General features: G+C 73.6%; 11 protein-coding genes. 5 read left to right on the top strand and 6 right to left on the bottom strand.

From position 1 onward, the window contains the following. Nucleotides 1-52 precede the first annotated feature (52 nt). Nucleotides 53-826 (top strand): SGNH/GDSL hydrolase family protein, encoded by a 774-nt coding sequence (locus DDJ31_RS06465; RefSeq protein WP_127182919.1) that lies wholly within the window; start codon nucleotides 53-55, stop codon nucleotides 824-826. A gap of 42 nt (nucleotides 827-868) precedes the next feature. On the opposite strand, the gene DDJ31_RS06460 is transcribed toward DDJ31_RS06465, so the two are convergent. Genes DDJ31_RS06460 through DDJ31_RS06450 form a run of 3 tightly spaced genes read right to left on the bottom strand, consistent with a single transcriptional unit; the run spans nucleotide 869 to nucleotide 3,125 of the window. Continuing rightward, complete coding sequence (locus DDJ31_RS06460; protein ID WP_127181251.1) at nucleotides 869-1,747, bottom strand: biotin-dependent carboxyltransferase family protein; 879 nt, start codon at nucleotides 1,745-1,747, stop codon at nucleotides 869-871. Then, on the bottom strand, nucleotides 1,744-2,361 hold the full coding sequence (gene pxpB / locus DDJ31_RS06455) for a 5-oxoprolinase subunit PxpB (RefSeq protein ID WP_127182920.1): 618 nt from the start codon (nucleotides 2,359-2,361) through the stop codon (nucleotides 1,744-1,746). The genes DDJ31_RS06460 and pxpB overlap by 4 nt, the downstream gene beginning before the upstream one ends. 5 nt (nucleotides 2,362-2,366) lie before the next feature. Continuing rightward, nucleotides 2,367-3,125: a LamB/YcsF family protein gene (locus tag DDJ31_RS06450; RefSeq protein WP_127181252.1), complete on the bottom strand. Its 759-nt coding sequence runs from the start codon at nucleotides 3,123-3,125 to the stop codon at nucleotides 2,367-2,369. A 362-nt stretch (nucleotides 3,126-3,487) separates the two neighbouring features. Between DDJ31_RS06450 and DDJ31_RS06445 the strand changes: the two genes are divergently transcribed. The 4 genes from DDJ31_RS06445 (at nucleotide 3,488) to DDJ31_RS06430 (ending at nucleotide 11,523) form a co-directional block, all read left to right on the top strand. Next, a complete protein-coding gene (locus DDJ31_RS06445) occupies nucleotides 3,488-4,183 on the top strand; it encodes a GntR family transcriptional regulator (RefSeq protein WP_127181253.1) in 696 nt (231 codons plus the stop codon). Between the two features lie 180 nt (nucleotides 4,184-4,363). Then, nucleotides 4,364-5,890 (top strand): hypothetical protein, encoded by a 1,527-nt coding sequence (locus DDJ31_RS06440; RefSeq protein WP_127181254.1) that lies wholly within the window; start codon nucleotides 4,364-4,366, stop codon nucleotides 5,888-5,890. 58 nt (nucleotides 5,891-5,948) lie between these two features. After that, nucleotides 5,949-6,839 carry a hypothetical protein gene (locus DDJ31_RS06435; protein WP_127181255.1) on the top strand — a complete coding sequence of 297 codons (891 nt, stop codon included), beginning with the start codon at nucleotides 5,949-5,951 and terminating at the stop codon, nucleotides 6,837-6,839. A gap of 37 nt (nucleotides 6,840-6,876) precedes the next feature. Further along, nucleotides 6,877-11,523: a hypothetical protein gene (locus tag DDJ31_RS06430; RefSeq protein ID WP_127181256.1), complete on the top strand. Its 4,647-nt coding sequence runs from the start codon at nucleotides 6,877-6,879 to the stop codon at nucleotides 11,521-11,523. 142 nt (nucleotides 11,524-11,665) lie between these two features. Here the strand turns inward: DDJ31_RS06430 and DDJ31_RS06425 are convergent, their stop codons facing one another. The 3 genes from DDJ31_RS06425 to solA all read right to left on the bottom strand — a co-directional run bounded on the left by DDJ31_RS06425 (nucleotide 11,666) and on the right by solA (nucleotide 15,793). After that, complete coding sequence (locus DDJ31_RS06425) at nucleotides 11,666-13,246, bottom strand: APC family permease (RefSeq protein WP_127181257.1); 1,581 nt, start codon at nucleotides 13,244-13,246, stop codon at nucleotides 11,666-11,668. A 220-nt stretch (nucleotides 13,247-13,466) separates the two neighbouring features. Next, nucleotides 13,467-14,627, bottom strand: coding sequence for an aromatic ring-hydroxylating oxygenase subunit alpha (locus DDJ31_RS06420; RefSeq protein WP_127181258.1), 1,161 nt, complete (start codon nucleotides 14,625-14,627; stop codon nucleotides 13,467-13,469). Nucleotides 14,628-14,638: 11 nt separating this feature from the next. Further along, nucleotides 14,639-15,793, bottom strand: a complete 1,155-nt coding sequence (solA, locus tag DDJ31_RS06415; RefSeq protein WP_127181259.1) for an N-methyl-L-tryptophan oxidase — start codon at nucleotides 15,791-15,793, stop codon at nucleotides 14,639-14,641. Nucleotides 15,794-15,798 lie beyond the last annotated feature (5 nt).

The raw sequence follows: 15,798 nt of genomic DNA, 5'->3' as shown, positions 1-15,798 counted from the left end.
CGCCGGTGGGCGTTCCAGTGACCCCCGCCCTGGGCCCGACACGGGTGCGGGCGTGTGTGCCGGTCCGCTGGGCGGTCGCGGTGGGCCTTCCGGCGGCGTCGAGTTCGTCAATCTCGCTGTCAGCGGCGCGCAGACCCGGGAGGTGCTCGAGGAGCAGACGCCCGTCGGGCTGGCGCTCGGGCCCGACCTGGTCTCCGTCGTCATCGGCGTCAACGACACCCTGCGCTGCACCTTCGACATCCACGCCGTGGCCGCCCGGCTCGACGAGGTGTACGGCGCGTTCACCCGGCAGGGCGCCGTGCTGCTCACCGCGTGCCTGCCCGACCCCGGCGCGACCCTCGGGCTGCCCGGTGCCCTGGCCCGTCCGCTGGCCCGGCGGCAACGCGCGGTCAACGCCGTCGTGCACGCCCTCTCCGCGCGGTACGGCGCCGTCCATCTGCACGCGGCGGAGGGCGCCTGGCTGAGCGAGCGGGCGATGTGGAGCGCGGACCGGCTCCACCCCGGCGAGCGCGGCCACCGGCAGCTCGCCGTCCGCTTCCACGCGCTGCTCGCGGGGACGGGCCTCGCCGACGGACCCGCGCCCTCGCCCGAGCCCGGCCTCCCCGCGCCCACCAGGGCGGCGAGCCTGTGGTGGCTGGCCACCGCGGGCACCGGCTGGGTGGCCAGGCGCTGCACCGACCTGCTGCCCCAGCTCCTCGGCCTCGCCGCCGACGAGATGCGCCACCGCGCCCGGGGCACCAGCGCCCGCCTCGACCTGCGGGCCTCCGCCGCCGTGTCGGCGGCGCTGGCCGCGCTGTCGGGGGCCGAGCGGGCGGACGCCGTGTAGCCGCCGAGGACCGTTGGCGGGCGTGACCGGCGGGGCGGGCCGTTACCGACCCGCCCGATCGGACATCCGTACGAACCGGATCGGTGTTCCGGGCGCGGCTTGGGCCGCCGCCGGGAGGTCGGAGGGGTGGACGACCGCGATCACCGGGTAGCCGCCCGTCGTCGGATGGTCGGCGAGGAAGACCACCGGCCGGCCGTCCGGCGGCACCTGGACCGCGCCCAGCACCATGCCCTCGCTGGGCAGTTCACCCCCGACGGCGCGTTCCAGGACGGGTCCCTCGGTGCGCAGCCCGATCCGGTTGGCGGCGGGCGACACCCGGTACGCGCGCGTGGTGAGGACGCGCAGCGCCGCCGGGGTGAACCAGTCGTCGCGCGGTCCGACCGTCACCCGCAGGATCAGCTCGGCCGGCGGCGCCGGCTGCGGCGCGACGTCCACGCGCGCGTGCGGAGCCCCGGGCCGTCCCAGCGGCAGGACCGTGCCGTTGGTCAGGGCCGGTGGGCCGAGGCCGGAGAGCAGGTCGGTGGAGCGGCTGCCCAGGACCGGTTCGACGGCGATCCCGCCGGAGACGGCCACATAGCCGCGCACCCCGCGCGTCGGGGCGCCGACCTCCAGGAGCGCGTCGGCCGGGACCCGCACCGGCGCCGCCCAGGCGACGGGTCTGCCGTCCACCCGGACCGGGCAGGGGGCGCCGCCCACGGCGATGGTGACCGGCGCGCGCGGGCGCAGGGCGCAGCCGTCCAGGGTGGTCTCCAGGACGGCCGCCCCGGGCGGGTTGCCGACCAGCCGGTTGACGAGGGCGGCGGCGGGACCGTCGAGCGCGCCGGATCGCGGTACCCCGAGGTGGGCGTGGCCGGGCCGGCCCCGGTCCTGCACCGTGGTCAGCGCCCCGGCCCTGACGACGACCAGCGCGCGGTCCGTCATGAGGGGCCCACCGCGACGAAACGCACGCGCGTGCCGGGCGACAGCAGCGCGGCCGGTACGCGCGCGTGGTCCCACAGCACGGCGTCCGTCCGCCCGATCAGCTGCCAGCCGCCCGGCGACGCCGTCGGGTACACGCCCGTGTAGGGCCCGGCGAGAGCCACCGAACCGGCCGGTACGGCGGTGCGCGGGGTCGCCCTGCGCGGTACGTCGTACCGCTCGGGCAGGCCGGTGAGATAGCCGAACCCCGGCGCGAAACCGCAGAAGGCGACGGTGAACTCGGTGTCCGCGTGGATCCCGGCCGCCGCCGTCGGGGTGACGCCCCAGAGCGCGGCGACGTCGGCCAGGTCGGGCCCGTCGTAGCGGACCGGGATCTCGACCGCCGCGCCGGACGGTGGCGGGGCGGGCGGCACCTCGGCCGCGGCCAGCTCCGCCGCGAGGCGGGCCGGGTCGCGCAGGCCGTCCAGGAGGACCGTACGGGCCGCGGGGACGAGCTCACGGACCGTCAGCGCGCCCTCCGCGCGACGGCGCAGCAGCTCCGCGTGCAGGGCCCGCGCCTCCTCGCCCGACGCCACCTCGACGAGCAGCGCGTCGGCGCCGACCCGCAGCGCCCTCATGCGGCTCATACGAAGGCCTCCACCCGGACGCCCGCGTCCCGCAGCCGGTCCCTGACCCGCCGGGCCAGCTCGACCGCGCCGGGCGTGTCGCCGTGCAGGCACAGCGAACGGGCGCGGACGGCGACCCGCGCGCCGGAGCGGGAGGCGACCTCGCCGTCCCTGGCCAGACCGAGCGAGCGCGCCACCACCGTCTCCGCGTCGGTGACGACGGCACCGTCCTGGTCGCGCGGCACCAGCGTGCCCTGGTCGGTGTACGCGCGGTCGGCGAACGCCTCGGGGACGGCCGGGAGTCCGGCCAGGGCCGCGAGGTCGAGCAGCCGGGAGCCGGGCAGGCCGAGGACGGGCAGGGAGGCGTCGGCGAGCCTGACACCGGCCACGACCGCGGCGGCCTGTTCCTCGTCGCGCACCACCCTGTTGTAGAGCGCGCCGTGCGGCTTCACGTACGACACGCGCGTGCCGGCCGCGCGCGCGAAGACGTCGAGGGCGCCGATCTGGTAGGCGACCTCGGCGGTGAGCTCGTCGGCCGGCACGTCCATCGCGCGGCGGCCGAACCCGGCCAGGTCCCGGTAGGAGACCTGGGCGCCGATCCGCACCCCCCGTTCGGCGGCGAGCGCGCACACCCGGCGCATGGTGGCGGGGTCCCCGGCGTGGAATCCGCAGGCCACGTTGGCACTGGTGACGACGGACAGCAGCCCTTCGTCGTCGGTGAGACTCCAGCGGCCGAAGCCCTCACCGAGGTCGGCGTTCAGGTCGATCGAGGTCATGCTCCCCATGCTTCCACTCGGGCCACGCGGTACCGCTCGTCGCGGGCGTCGGCCGGTTCCGTCATCGGTGTCCCGTCCTGCCGGACGGGGTGCCACGCGCGCGTACCGGCCGGCGGCGGTCCTCGGTGCGGCTCAGGTCAGGTCCCTTCCCTTGGTCTCCGGTTGGCGTGCTCATGTGCACCTCGCAGGGGGAGGACGGAGGGTGCTGGTGGGGGTGGCAGGGAGCGGACCAGGTCGGGCTGGATCAGCCGCGTCGCCCTGGGTCGGGAAGAACCCTGGACTCTCCGTAAAGTAGAGGATCGTTCAACGATCCTTCAATCCCCATGTTGTCTCGTCCTGGTGTCTGCGGTTCAATTCCGGGCATGGCAGAGCAGCTGACCGACCTGGCCGACGACCGCGCCTTGCTCGGGCGGACCAGCACCGCCGAACGTGTTTCGGACATCCTCAGGAGCCGGATCGCCGACGGGTTCTTCCCTCCGGGGACGCGGCTGTCGGAGGACGGCATCGGCGGCGCCCTCGGGGTCTCCCGCAACACGCTGCGCGAGGCGTTCCGGCTGCTCACCCATGAGCGGCTGCTCGTCCACGAGTTGAACCGTGGCGTCTTCGTCCGGGTCCTGACCGTGGAGGACGTCGAGGACATCTACCGCACCCGCATCCTCGTCGAGTGCGCCGTCGTCCGCGGGCTCGGCGAGCCGCCCCACGACCTGCGGGCGCTCGCCGCGGCCGTCGAGGAGGGGCAGCGGGCCGCCCACGAAGGTGACTGGAAAGCGGTGGGTACCGCCAACATCCACTTCCACCGGGAACTGGTCGCCCTCGCCGGCAGCGCGCGCACCGACGAACTGATGCGCGGTGTCTTCGCCGAACTCCGCCTCGCCTTCCACGTCGTCGACGACCCGAAGCGCCTGCACGAGCCCTACCTGGAGCGCAACCACCGGCTCCACGAGACCCTGCGCGCGGGACGCCACGACGAGGCCGAGACCATGCTCGCCGTCTACCTCAAGGACTCACTGGAACGGGTCCTCGACGTGTACCGCAGGCGGGTCGGCGACCACGGCTGAGCAGGCCGGCCCGGCAGGTCGGTGACGTAGGCGCATGGGCGCACGGGCGCACGCATGCACGGGCGCACGGGCGTTCGTCGCTCCGGCGGGACCGCGTGGGATCGCGCGGGACCCGGCGTGGCGCGGGGGCCATCTGTGCCGTTTGGGTCGATGTCAGACCGAGGACCTAGTCTGTGCACCGTGACTTCGCCTGCATCGACGGACCGTGTTCCGCCCCAGCTCAGCGCGGGGCCGCGCCCCGCGCCGGGCCCGGCCGCCGACGAGGGCCTGGCGCGGCGGCTGCGCGCGCTCGCCTGCACCGCGCCGCTGCACGACCTCGACGCCCGCAAGGCCAATCTCGCCGGCGAGTACACGGTCTACGGCATGGCCGAAGTGGCCCTGGCCGCCATCGACCTGGTCACCCTGAACATGGACTTCGACACCGGCGCCGACCACGACCAGATAGTCGCCCGCCTCGTCCCCCGCATCGCCGCGCAGGCCCCGCTGCGGCCCGTCGCCGAGCACGAGCGGGTGGCCCGCTGGGTCCTGGAGAACCTCGTCAACGTCGGCAGCGTCGACCGCGGCTTCCGCGCCGTGTACGGCACGTTCGCGTCCGACGGCAGCTACGTCAGGCGCGACTACGACTTCAAGCTGATCGAGGAGGTGCCGGGCCCCGGCGGCACCGTCTACCTGCGCACCACCGACGAAGCGGTCAACGTCCTGGTCGGCGCCCTCGACACCGACGTCACCAGCGCCCAGATCGCCGCCGAGGTGAAGCTGGAGGTCCTGATCAACCGGGGCCGCCTCGCCGACGCCCAACTCGCCGCCGAACAGGCCCGCTACCGCACCGTCCAGTTCTCCGAGACCCTGCGCCGCGCCCTCGACGCCACCCGGCGCAACGTCCGCGCGGTCGACTGGCTCAACACCGTCCCTGACATGATCACCGAGGCGCTCGACCACGTCGCCGACCGCTACCGGCACGAGAACGCCATCCTCACCAACATCCGCAAGGCGCGCGACGAGACGGAGGAGCCGGAGCACAAGCGCCGCGCCGCCGAACTGGTCGACATCGTCAAGGACTGCATCCGCCGCCACACCCAGCTCCAGTCCCGACTGCTCGAAGCGGGACCGCTGTTCCGCGCCGAACAGGACCGGCAGGCCTTCGCCACCCCGATGACCACCTCGGGGACCGACCTCTACGGACACCTCCTCGCCCCCGTCCTGCCACTGCCCCTGGAACAGGCGGTCCGCGTCACCGACGCGTTCTTCGCCCGCGGCACCGGCCTGCGCACCCCCGTGTCGGTCCGCGTCACCGACCTCGTCGACCTGCTGCTGACACCGCCCGTCGAACGCGAGCACCTCGGCGTGGAGATGCCCGAACCCGACCTCATCGCCACCCCGGACGACAGCCGGTTCAGCGAGGAGCAGCTCGCCGCCGCCACACGCCTCCTCGACCTCCCCGCCGACGCGCCGCGACGCCTCTCCGGGCTGCTCGCCGAGGCCCGCGTCCAGGACCCCGAACTGCCCTACCTCGTCGCCCTGCTCGCCGTGCACGCGGCCAGCCCCGCCGTGGGCACCGCCTACCGGCAGGGCGAGGAGAGACTGCTGTTCGCCGTGGACGACGGCACCGAACTCGACGACCCCGAGTTCGGCGGCGCCGACCTCATCGTCGGGACGGCCCTGCTGGACGCGGCGGGGATGGCCGCCGACCGGACGGAGGCCGCCTGATGCCCCACGCCCCGCACCCGGACGACGCCCCCACCCACGAGAACAAGGAGCCCACGCCGTGAGCGAGCACGTCGAGTGGAGCGACGCGGAGGCACCCGCCGCGCCGGCGAACGCCCCCGTGACCCCCGCCGACGCCGCCGACGCGGCGCGGCTCGTCGCCTTCGGCCTCCAGCCCAAACTCCAGCCCGCCCGCGACCAGGAGTACGCCGAACTGCTGCGCCGCTACCGCGAGGACCCGCCGTTCGCGCGGCTCGCGGACGCCGTCGCCGCCGGCCTCGGCCTCATCGTCCTCGAAGTGTCCCCGCGCGCGGGGATGGCCGTGACCGCCGCAGAGGACTCGGTGTTCGCCGTCCGGATGGGCGACTACGCCCGCCGCACCTCCGCCGACGGCAGCGACCGCTTCCTGCACGGACTCGCCCATCTCGCCGTCGCCGCCCTGGCGTTCCCCCGCCCCGAGGACCTCGCCGACGACGGCTACATCGGCCGCGTCTCCGTCAACGGCGTCGACGCCTTCGTCCGCCAGGCCTGCCGCCGCCTGGAGGAACGCGCCGAGGAGAGCGGCGAGAACACCGACCCCGCCACCGACACCCCCGGCCTCGAAGCCGCCTGGCGGATCTGGGCCAGACGCAGCGCCACCGGCGCCACCAAGGACGCCCGCCGCCTCGCAGGATCCACCACCGGCATCGTCGGCAAGGCCGTCGTCTTCCTCACCGACTCCGGCTTCCTCCAGCGCACCGGCGACGACAACGGCGGCACCTACCGCACCACCGCCCGCTACCAGCTCCAGGTCCGCGACCTCGCGGGCAGCGCCGCCCTCGCCGAACTGCTGGAGCTGGGCGTCGTCCCGGTCACCGACGGCACCCCCACCCTGCTGCCCGCCGAGGAGACCGACGACCTCGACCTGGTCGCCGACGCCGGACTGCCCTTCCACGCCCCGTCGCAGTACTGAACCCCCCTCACCTGCCGAAGACTTACGAGAGTCCGCCATGTACGAGCTGTCCCGGGTCCGCCTCTACTCCATCGGGCCCGCCGGTGCGCGCTACGCCGACACCGTGCTTGACCTGCGGGGCGTCGGCCGGCCCGTGCCCGACCCCGCCCCCACGCAGGCGGAGTTCTTCGAGGAGGAACCGGTCGGCCCGCCCCGCCGCCCGGCCCCCGCCGGAGTCCTCTTCCTGGAGAACGGCGGCGGCAAGTCCGTCCTGCTCAAGCTGATCTTCTCGGTGATGCTGCCCGGCCACCGCAACACCCTCGGCGGCGCCAGCTCCGGCGTCCTGCGCAAGTTCCTGCTCGCCGACGACTGCGGACACGTCGTCCTGGAGTGGCAGCACACCCTCACCGGCGAGTGCGTCGTCGTCGGCAAGGCCAGCGAATGGCGCGGCCGTCAGGTCTCCAACGACCCGCGCAAGTTCGCCGAGGCCTGGTACTCCTTCCGTCCGGGCCCAGGACTCAGCCTCGACAACCTGCCGGTCGCCGAGTCCACCGCCGTACGGCCACCCGTCGAAGGGCAGTCGGGCGCACGCGGCCGCCGCCGCACCATGAAGGGCTTCAGGGACGCCCTCACCGAGGCGGGCAAGGCGTACCCGCATCTGGAGGTGCACTGGGAGGAGACCCACGACCGCTGGATCGAACACCTCGGCGACCTCGGCCTCGACCCCGAACTCTTCCGCTACCAGCGCGAGATGAACGCCGACGAGGGCGAGGCGGCCGGCCTCTTCGCGGTCAAGAAGGACTCCGACTTCACCGACCTGCTGCTGCGCGCCGTCACCGACACCCGCGACACCGACGGGCTCGCCGACCTGATCGGCGGCTTCGGCAACAAACTCGGCAGGCGGGCCGAACTGATCGCCGAACGCGACTTCACCGCCGGCTCCGTCGACCTGCTCGGGCGGATCGTCGAGGCCGCCGACGCACGCTCCCGCGCGCGGGAGATCCACACCGGCGCCGAGCGCCGCACCCGCTCCCTGGCCCGCAGGCTCTCCGCGCGCGGCGGACAGGAGCGGACCCGCGCCGCCGACCTCGCCACCCGCGTCACCGGCGCCGCCCACGCCGTCACCCAGGCCGAGTCGGCCCGCGAGCGCAGCTCCCTGATCGCCGCGCAACTCGCCTACCGCAACGCCTCACTGGCCCTCGCGGCCGCCGAGAAGTCCGCCGCCGCCCAGAAACGCGAACTGGCCGACGCGCGCACCCTGCACGCCGCCTGGCAGGGAGCCGAGGCCGTCCTGCGCCACCGCGCCGCCGCCGACCGCGTCGCCCGCGTCGCCTCCGCCATCCAGGAGGCCGAACGGGACGCGGCCCCCGCCCTCGCCGCCCGCGCCCAGGCCGCCGTCGACCTCGTCCGCGCCCTGCACGCCGCCGCCGAGAACGCCGAGAACCTCGCCAACGAGGGCGAGGAGCGCTCCGCCGCCCTCCAGGAGACCGGCGAGACGGCCCACCGGGACGCCACCGTCGCCGCCACCGAGGCACAGCGCGCCCGCAGCGAGGCAGGACACCTGCGCCAGCGCCTCACCGAGGTCGAACAGGAGACCGCCGAGGCGGTCCGCGCCGGCTGGCTCGACGACAGCGCGCCCGACGCCGACCCGGCCCGCGCCGCCCTCGCCGCGAGCGACGCCGAGAAGACCGCCGTCGCCGCCTGGGACACCGCCCGCGAAGCCGCCCGCAGCGCCACCGAACACGCGCGCGAAGCCGCGGCCGCCGAGTCCCGTGCCGAACTGACGGCGGCCCGCGCGGCGGACGCCGCCACCGCCGCCCGCCGTGGCCACGACGCCGAACGCCGCCTCGCCGAAGGACTGGCCGCCGAGGAACGCCTCGCGGAACTGCTCAGCCTCTCCGGCACCGAGACCCGCACCACCGTCCCCGGCCCTCGCCACCACGGCGACGACCCGGGCCAGGGCGCCCTCACCCCCGAGGAACTCGACCGCTTCGCCGACGAACTGCGCGAACTCCTCGACGACTCCGTCTCCGCCGCCGAACGCCAACTCTTCGAACTGCGCACCGCCGCGGCCGACGACTCCCGCATCCTCGGCGCCCTCGGCGACGGCGGACTCCTGCCGCCCGGCCCCGACGTGCTGGCCACCGTCGAGTTCCTCGGCGAACAGGGCATCCCCGCCCTGCCCGGCTGGCGCTACCTCGCCCAGGCCGTCGACCCCGCCGACCACGCGCGCGTCCTCGCCGCCCGCCCCGAACTCGTCGACGGCGTCATCATCACCGACCCCGACACCCACGCACGCGCCCGTGCCGCCCTCGGCGACGCGGCCCTGCTGCCCAGGTCCGCCGTGGCCGTCGGCACCGCCGCCGCCCTCCTCGCGCCCGCCCCCGCACTCGACACCCCCGACGGCGACACCCCCGACGTCAGCGTCTTCCTCGTACCGCCGAACCCGGCCATGCACGACGAACACGCCGCCGACGAGGAACGCCAGACCCTGCGCGCCCGCGCCACCGAGCGCGACGACGAGATCCGCGGCCTCGCCGCCCGCCTCGGCAAGGACCGGGAACTGGCCGCCCGCCTCGCCTCCTGGCGCACCGGCTGCCCCACCGGACGCCTCGTCGAACTGGCACAGGCCGCACAGGACGCGCACGCCTTCGCCGAAGAGGCCGAGGCCGAACTGACCGAGGCCCGCGTCGCCAGGGCCGAGGCCGACGAGACGGCCGCCGAGGCCACCCGGCTGCGCGACGAACGGCAGGACGCCGCCCAGAAGGCCCGGCGCTCCGCCGACGCCCTCGCCGGGCTCGCCTTCCGGCTGCGCGAACGGGCCGGCTGGCAGGCCACCCTGCGCGAACTGGCCGACGACGCCGCCGAGTCGGAGGCCCGCGCCCAGACCTGCCTGGACCGCGCACGCGCCGCCGACGAGGACCGCAGGGCCGCCCAGCGCGCGGCCGACGACGCCCGCCGCACCGCCCGCGCCCTGCGCGCCGAACGCTCCGAGATCGCCGGCGCCCCCGACGATGTCCCCGCGGGCGACCCCTCCGAGACATCGCTGCCCGCGCTGCGCGAGGCGTACCGGGCCGCCTCCCAGGTGTACGAGAAGGTCGGCGTCGGCGCCGACCTGCGCGCCGAACAGGCCCGCGCCGAGAGCGACCAGAGCGCCGCCCTCGCCGAACTCGACCGGCTCAGCAACAAGGTCCGTACCCGCGCCGCCCTCCTCCTCCAGTCGACCGACGGCTCCGACGGACCCTCCCGGCAGGCCGCCGCCGCCCGCGCCGAGGAACTGGTGCAGCTCCTGGAGACCCGGGTCTCCCACGCGAGCGAGCAACTCGGCCGGCTGCGCGGCGAGGCCGAACGGCACGCACCCGAGGACGGCGAGGCACACACCGACCTGCCCGACGAACTCCAGCCCCGCGACGCCGAACACGCGCAGGCCCTGCTGCGCACCGCCACCACCGAACTCGCCGTCCGCACCGAGACCCTGGCGCAGACCCGAGCGGCACACGCCGAACTCCAGGGCGCCCACCGCGCCGCCGAGGACGCGGCCGGCGGCTTCGACGAACTGACCGCGATGCTCCGCGACCTGCTGCGCGAACACATCGCCGACGACGACCAGGAGGAGCCCGAGCCCTACCCCGGCACCCCGGAGGAGGCCCGGCAGGCCGCCGCCGACGCCCGCAGGTCGCTGCGCGGCTGCGCGGCCGACCTGTCGGCCGCCGAGGGAGGCGTCCGCGAGGCGAGCGACGTCCTGGTCAGGCACGCCAACTCCACCCGCTACGAACAGGTCCGCACCCCGGCCAGGCAGCAGATCCGCGAACTGCCCGCCGCCTCGCTGCCCGAGCACGCCCAGAAGTGGGCCGACGCCTTCGCACCCCGGCTGCGCGTCCTCACCGACGAGCTGACCCAACTGGAACGCAACCGCGACTCGATCGTCGACCGGCTCAGGGGCCTGGTCGAGACGTCGCTCGCCACCCTGCGTTCGGCGCAGCGCCTCTCCCGGCTGCCCGAGGGGCTCGGCGAGTGGTCGGGGCAGGAGTTCCTGCGCATCCGCTTCGAGGAACCCGACCAGGCCACCCTCACCGAGCGGCTCGGCGAGGTCGTCGACGAGGCGACGAGGGCCGCCGTCAAGAAGAACTCCGACCTGCGCAGGGACGGCATGTCCCTGCTGCTGAGAGGCGTCGCCGCGGCCCTCCAGCCCAAGGGCGTCGCCGTCGAGATCCTCAAGCCGGACGCCGTGCTGCGCGCCGAGCGGGTGCCCGTCGGCCAGATGGGAGACGTGTTCTCCGGCGGCCAGCTGCTCACCGCGGCCATCGCCCTGTACTGCACGATGGCCGCCCTGCGCTCCAACGACCGGGGCCGCGACAAACACCGGCACGCCGGCACCCTGTTCCTCGACAACCCCATCGGCCGCGCCAACGCCACCTACCTGCTGGAGCTGCAACGGGCCGTGTCCGACGCCCTCGGCGTCCAACTGCTGTACACCACCGGCCTGTTCGACACCACGGCGCTCGCCGAGTTCCCGCTCGTCATTCGGCTGCGCAACGACGCCGACCTGCGCGCTGGTCTGAAGTACATCAGCGTGGAGGAGCACCTGCGGCCCGGACTGCCTCAGCAGACACCGGCCGAGGACGGCGTGCGCAGCGAGATCACGGCGACCCGGATGTACAAGAGGCCGGAACCGGCCGGGAGTGAGCCGTCGACGACGGGTTGATCACCCCGTCGATCCGGTGCCCATCAATGTGCTGGCCCGTCAACCCGTTGACCGATCAACCCGTTGACCGATCAATGGGTTGATGGGTCTATGGGTTGACGGGCGGACGGGTTGACGGTTCAACCCGTCCGCCCGTCAACCATCAGCCATCAACCTGTTCTCCCGTCCTCGCCGCCGGGGACTCCAGTCGGTGCGCGGCGAGCACGCCGGTGCGGTGGCGCTGTACGAACCAGTAGTACGCGTAGCCGCCGCCCGCGATGACCGTGACGAAGAGGACCGCGCCCCACCGCAGGTACCAGTGGAAGGGCGCCGCCGCGTTGTAGACGGCGGCCCGCGGCCAGATCAGGTTGACCGTCATGGCGAGTCCCCACACCACCGCGACGACGTTGACGGGCAGCCCCCAGCGGCCGAGCGAGAACTTGCCGTCACCGGCAGGCTGCCACCGGCCGCGCAGCCGCGTCACCAGCATGGGCGCCGTCACCCCCAGATAGGCGAGGTAGATCATGACGATGCCGATGCTGGTCACGACCGTGAAGATCTGCGGCTGGCGGATGTTGACCACCAGGATCGCCAGTGCCAGCACGCCGATGAGCACGGCCGGCAGGACCGGTGTCCTGAACCGGGGGCTGACCCGGGCGAGCAGCGAGGAGCCGGGCAGGTTGTTGTCGCGGGCCATCGCGAACGCCAGCCGGATCGCCGCCGTGTGCACCGCGAGCGCGCACACCGTGACCGCGATCAGCACGCACCACAGCATCGCCTTGCCCGCCGTCGGGCCGAGCACGTTCAGCACGACGTACTGGAGGCCGCCCGTGGAGAGCTTGTCGCCCTTCAGGCTGGAGACGCTCATCAGCGCCAGTAGCAGCACCAGACCGCCCAGCACGAACGAGGCGACGATCGCCCTGACGATGGCGCGCGGCGCGTTGCGCGAGGGGTCGAGGGACTCCTCACCGAGCGAGGCCGCCGTGTCGAAGCCGTACATGACGTACGCGGAGGCCAGCGAGGCGACCAGGAACGCGCCGAGATAGCCCGCCGGGTACCCGGACCCCGTCCCCTCGGTCTCCAGCACGACCTGCGGGCCGCGCGTGATGTGGACGGCGAACAAGATGATCAACACGATCGTGGCGATCAACTCGATGAAGACACCGGCCGCGTTGATCGTGGCCATCAATCTGACGCCGAACGCATTGACCAGAGTCGTGAAGAGAATCAACACCGTCGCGAGGACCACCGCGTTGGTCGCCACGTCGTACGTGCCGGTGCCGTCGCCGACGAACTGGAAGAACGACGAGATCTGCGGCAGCGTCAACTGGTAGGCGAGGGCCACGGCCGCGATCGACACGATCGACGCGACCAGCATCATCCACCCTGCCAGCCAGCCCAGATGCGGGTTGCCGATCTTCTTCGACCAGTTGTAGACCGAGCCCGCGACGGGATACCGGGCGGCCAGTTCCGCGAAGCAGAGCGCGACCGCGAACTGTCCGACGAACACCATCGGCCACGACCACCAGTAGGCGGGCCCGCCGCTGCCGTAACCGAAGTAGAACAGCTGGAACGTGCCGGTGAGGATCGAGATGTAGCTGATCCCGGCGGCGAAGGTGTGGAAGGTGCCGAGGCTCCGTCTGAGTTCGGGCCGGTAGCCGAACTCGGCCAGTTCGACGTCGTCGTGACCGGACCCCGCGGCGGGCCTGGACGACCCGGACGGCGGACGTTCCGTTGGGGGCATGAGCGGACTCCTGAGACCTGGGGGAGGGGTGGAGCGGCTCCGCGGGTGCCGGGCTCGGTTGCTGCGGTGATCCGGTCGGGTGAGGGGTGACCCGCCGTCGACCGGGGCCCGTCGGCGCCCGTCGACGAGCAGGCCCGGCACGGTCGCCGCAGCAGTTGTTGCCGCCGCCTCTGGTGCAACAGCAGCCGCAGCCGCAGCCGCGGTTACCGCCGCCCCCGGCCTACGCCTCCGCTTCCCCTCCGCCCGCGCCTCCCAGTCGTTCCAGGAGCCACTCGTGGAAGATCGCGATGTGGTGCTCGTTGGGGACCAGGACACCACCCTCCCGGTAGGCCCGCGACGCCATCGCGGGCTGCGTCCGCTCGCAGGCCGCGAAGTCCTGTTCGTTGACCCGGTGGAAGAGTTCCACGGACCTGGACACGTCCGCACCCGATTCCACGACCTGTGGTGCATACAACCAGTCGCACTCGACGACCGTGCGGTCGGCGGCGAGCGGGAACATGCGGTGCAGGATCACATGGTCGGGGACGAGGTTGACGAACACGGTCGGCTTCACGGTGATGGCGTAGTAGCGGCGGTCCTGGTCGTCGGCGACGTCCGGGAGGCGCGCGAACCCCTCGCTGCCGTCGACGGTGAAGCCCCGCACCCCCTCGCCGAACTCTGCGCCGTGCCCCACGTAGTACTGGGCCGCGTAGCCGTCCGCGAACTCCGGCAGCACCTCGACCAGTTCGGGGTGGATCGTGGCGCAGTGGTAGCACTCCATGAAGTTCTCGACGATCAGCTTCCAGTTCGCCCGCACGTCGTACGTGACGCGTCGGCCGAGCGCGAGGTCCTCGGCGCCGTAGTGCCCGATCGCCGCCGCGTCGCCCAGTCGTTCCACGGCCGCCCGCATCACGGTGTCCTCGAAGGAGGGCGGTTCGGCGGCCAGGCAGACCCACGCGTAGCCCAGCCACTCGCGCAGGGCCACCTTGATCAATCCGTACGCGACACGGTCCACGTCGGGCATCTTGATCAAGTTGGGCGCGGCGATCAATGCGCCGTCAAGGTCGTACGTCCACGCGTGGTAGGGACACTGGAGGGTGCGCCTGACCTGGCCCGACTCCTCCCCGCACAGCCGGGCCCCGCGGTGGCGGCAGATGTTGAGGAAGGCGCGCAGCTCACCGGAGCGTGACCGGGTGACGATGACGTTCTCACGGCCGACCTGCACGGTCCGGAAGGCGCCAGGCCCGGCCAGATCGGCGCCGCGGACCGCGCAGAACCACATCGACTCGAAGAGGTGTTCCTGCTCCTGCCGGAAGATCTCCGGGTCGGTGTAGTACCGCCCGGGGAGGGTGGGGATCAGGCTGGGGGTGCCGGGGACGGGGGAGAGGGGGGTCGTCGTCACGGGCGGGCTCCTCAGGCGGGCGCGGCGGCGAGGCGGGCGGGGTCGAACAGGCCGATCGGGTGCGCGGTGGAGCCGGTCAGCGCGAGGTCGGCGAGGATCTCCCCGACGACCGGCACGAACTTGAAGCCGTGCCCGGAGAAACCGCAGGCCACGGTCACCGACCCGGGGTGCGCGGGGTGCCGGGCGATCACGAAGTGCTCGTCGGGGCTGTTGGAGTACATGCAGGTCGCGGCCTTGAGGAAGGTGCCGGGCAGGTCGGGGACGCACCGGGACAGATGGTCGGCCATCGCCCGCACCTCGTGCGCGTGCACGGTCCGGTCGATGGTGTCCGGGGTGGTGATCTCGCCCTTGCGGAAGAAGGCGACCTTGGCGCCGAGCGCGGGTCCGTCGATGGCGGGGAAGCCGTACGCCTGGACCCCGTCGGCGTCCTCCCAGATGTAGATCGGATGGTTCTCCGGAGTGAAGGAACCGACCCCGCCCCGCGGCTGGAACCAGTACATGACCTGCCGCTCGATGGTGAACGCCACCCCGAGGTCGGTGAGCAGCTCAGGTGCCCAGGCACCCGGGCAGATCACCAGTTGCCCGGCCGTGTAGGTGTGGTCGGCGGTGTGCACGCGCACCCCGTCCCGGTACGGCTCCCAGTGGCTCATCGGCTCGTGGAAGCGCAGCTCGGCGCCCTGCCGGGCGGCGAGTTCGAGATGGGCGGTGACCATCTCCTCCGGGCGCACCAGCCCTGCCTTCTCCTCGTACAGCGCCACTTCGTCGTCCTGGGGCGCGAGGGTGGGGAAGCGGCGGCGGATCTCCTTCGCGTCGAGCATCTCGTGCGCCAGGCCCCACTGCCGGGCCGAGCGCAGCGACCCGGAGACGGTACGGGACTCGGGCCTGCCGACCATCACACCGCCGGGCAGCATCGCGACCTCGCGGCCGGTGCCGCGCGCCAGGTCCTCGTACAGTTCGTAGGCGCGCAGCAGCAGCGGGACGTAGGCCGGGTCCTCGAAGTAGGACTGCCGGGTGATGCGTGAACCGCCGTGGCTGGAACCGCGGTTGTGGGCCGGCTCGAACTTCTCCAGGCCGAGGACCCGGGAGCCGCGCGCGGAGAGATGGTGGGCGGCGGCACTTCCCATGCCGCCGAGCCCGATGACGATCACGTCGTAATGGCGGGACACGGGGG

It is taken from the genome of Streptomyces griseoviridis (assembly GCF_005222485.1).
GTDB classification, from domain to species: domain Bacteria; phylum Actinomycetota; class Actinomycetes; order Streptomycetales; family Streptomycetaceae; genus Streptomyces; species Streptomyces hintoniae.
The sequence above is the reverse complement of the archived record's forward strand: the minus strand, read 5'-3'. Positions and strand labels throughout refer to the sequence as shown.

What these genes read in the sequence shown, in the direction of transcription:
- DDJ31_RS06425 (WP_127181257.1), bottom strand. Translation starts at nt 13,246, where the DNA reads ATGCCCCCAACGGAACGTCCGCCGTCCGGGTCGTCCAGGCCCGCCGCG.
- pxpB (WP_127182920.1), bottom strand. Translation starts at nt 2,361, where the DNA reads ATGAGGGCGCTGCGGGTCGGCGCCGACGCGCTGCTCGTCGAGGTGGCG.
- DDJ31_RS06460 (WP_127181251.1), bottom strand. Translation starts at nt 1,747, where the DNA reads ATGACGGACCGCGCGCTGGTCGTCGTCAGGGCCGGGGCGCTGACCACG.
- DDJ31_RS06450 (WP_127181252.1), bottom strand. Translation starts at nt 3,125, where the DNA reads ATGACCTCGATCGACCTGAACGCCGACCTCGGTGAGGGCTTCGGCCGC.
- DDJ31_RS06430 (WP_127181256.1), top strand. Translation starts at nt 6,877, where the DNA reads ATGTACGAGCTGTCCCGGGTCCGCCTCTACTCCATCGGGCCCGCCGGT.
- DDJ31_RS06445 (WP_127181253.1), top strand. Translation starts at nt 3,488, where the DNA reads ATGGCAGAGCAGCTGACCGACCTGGCCGACGACCGCGCCTTGCTCGGG.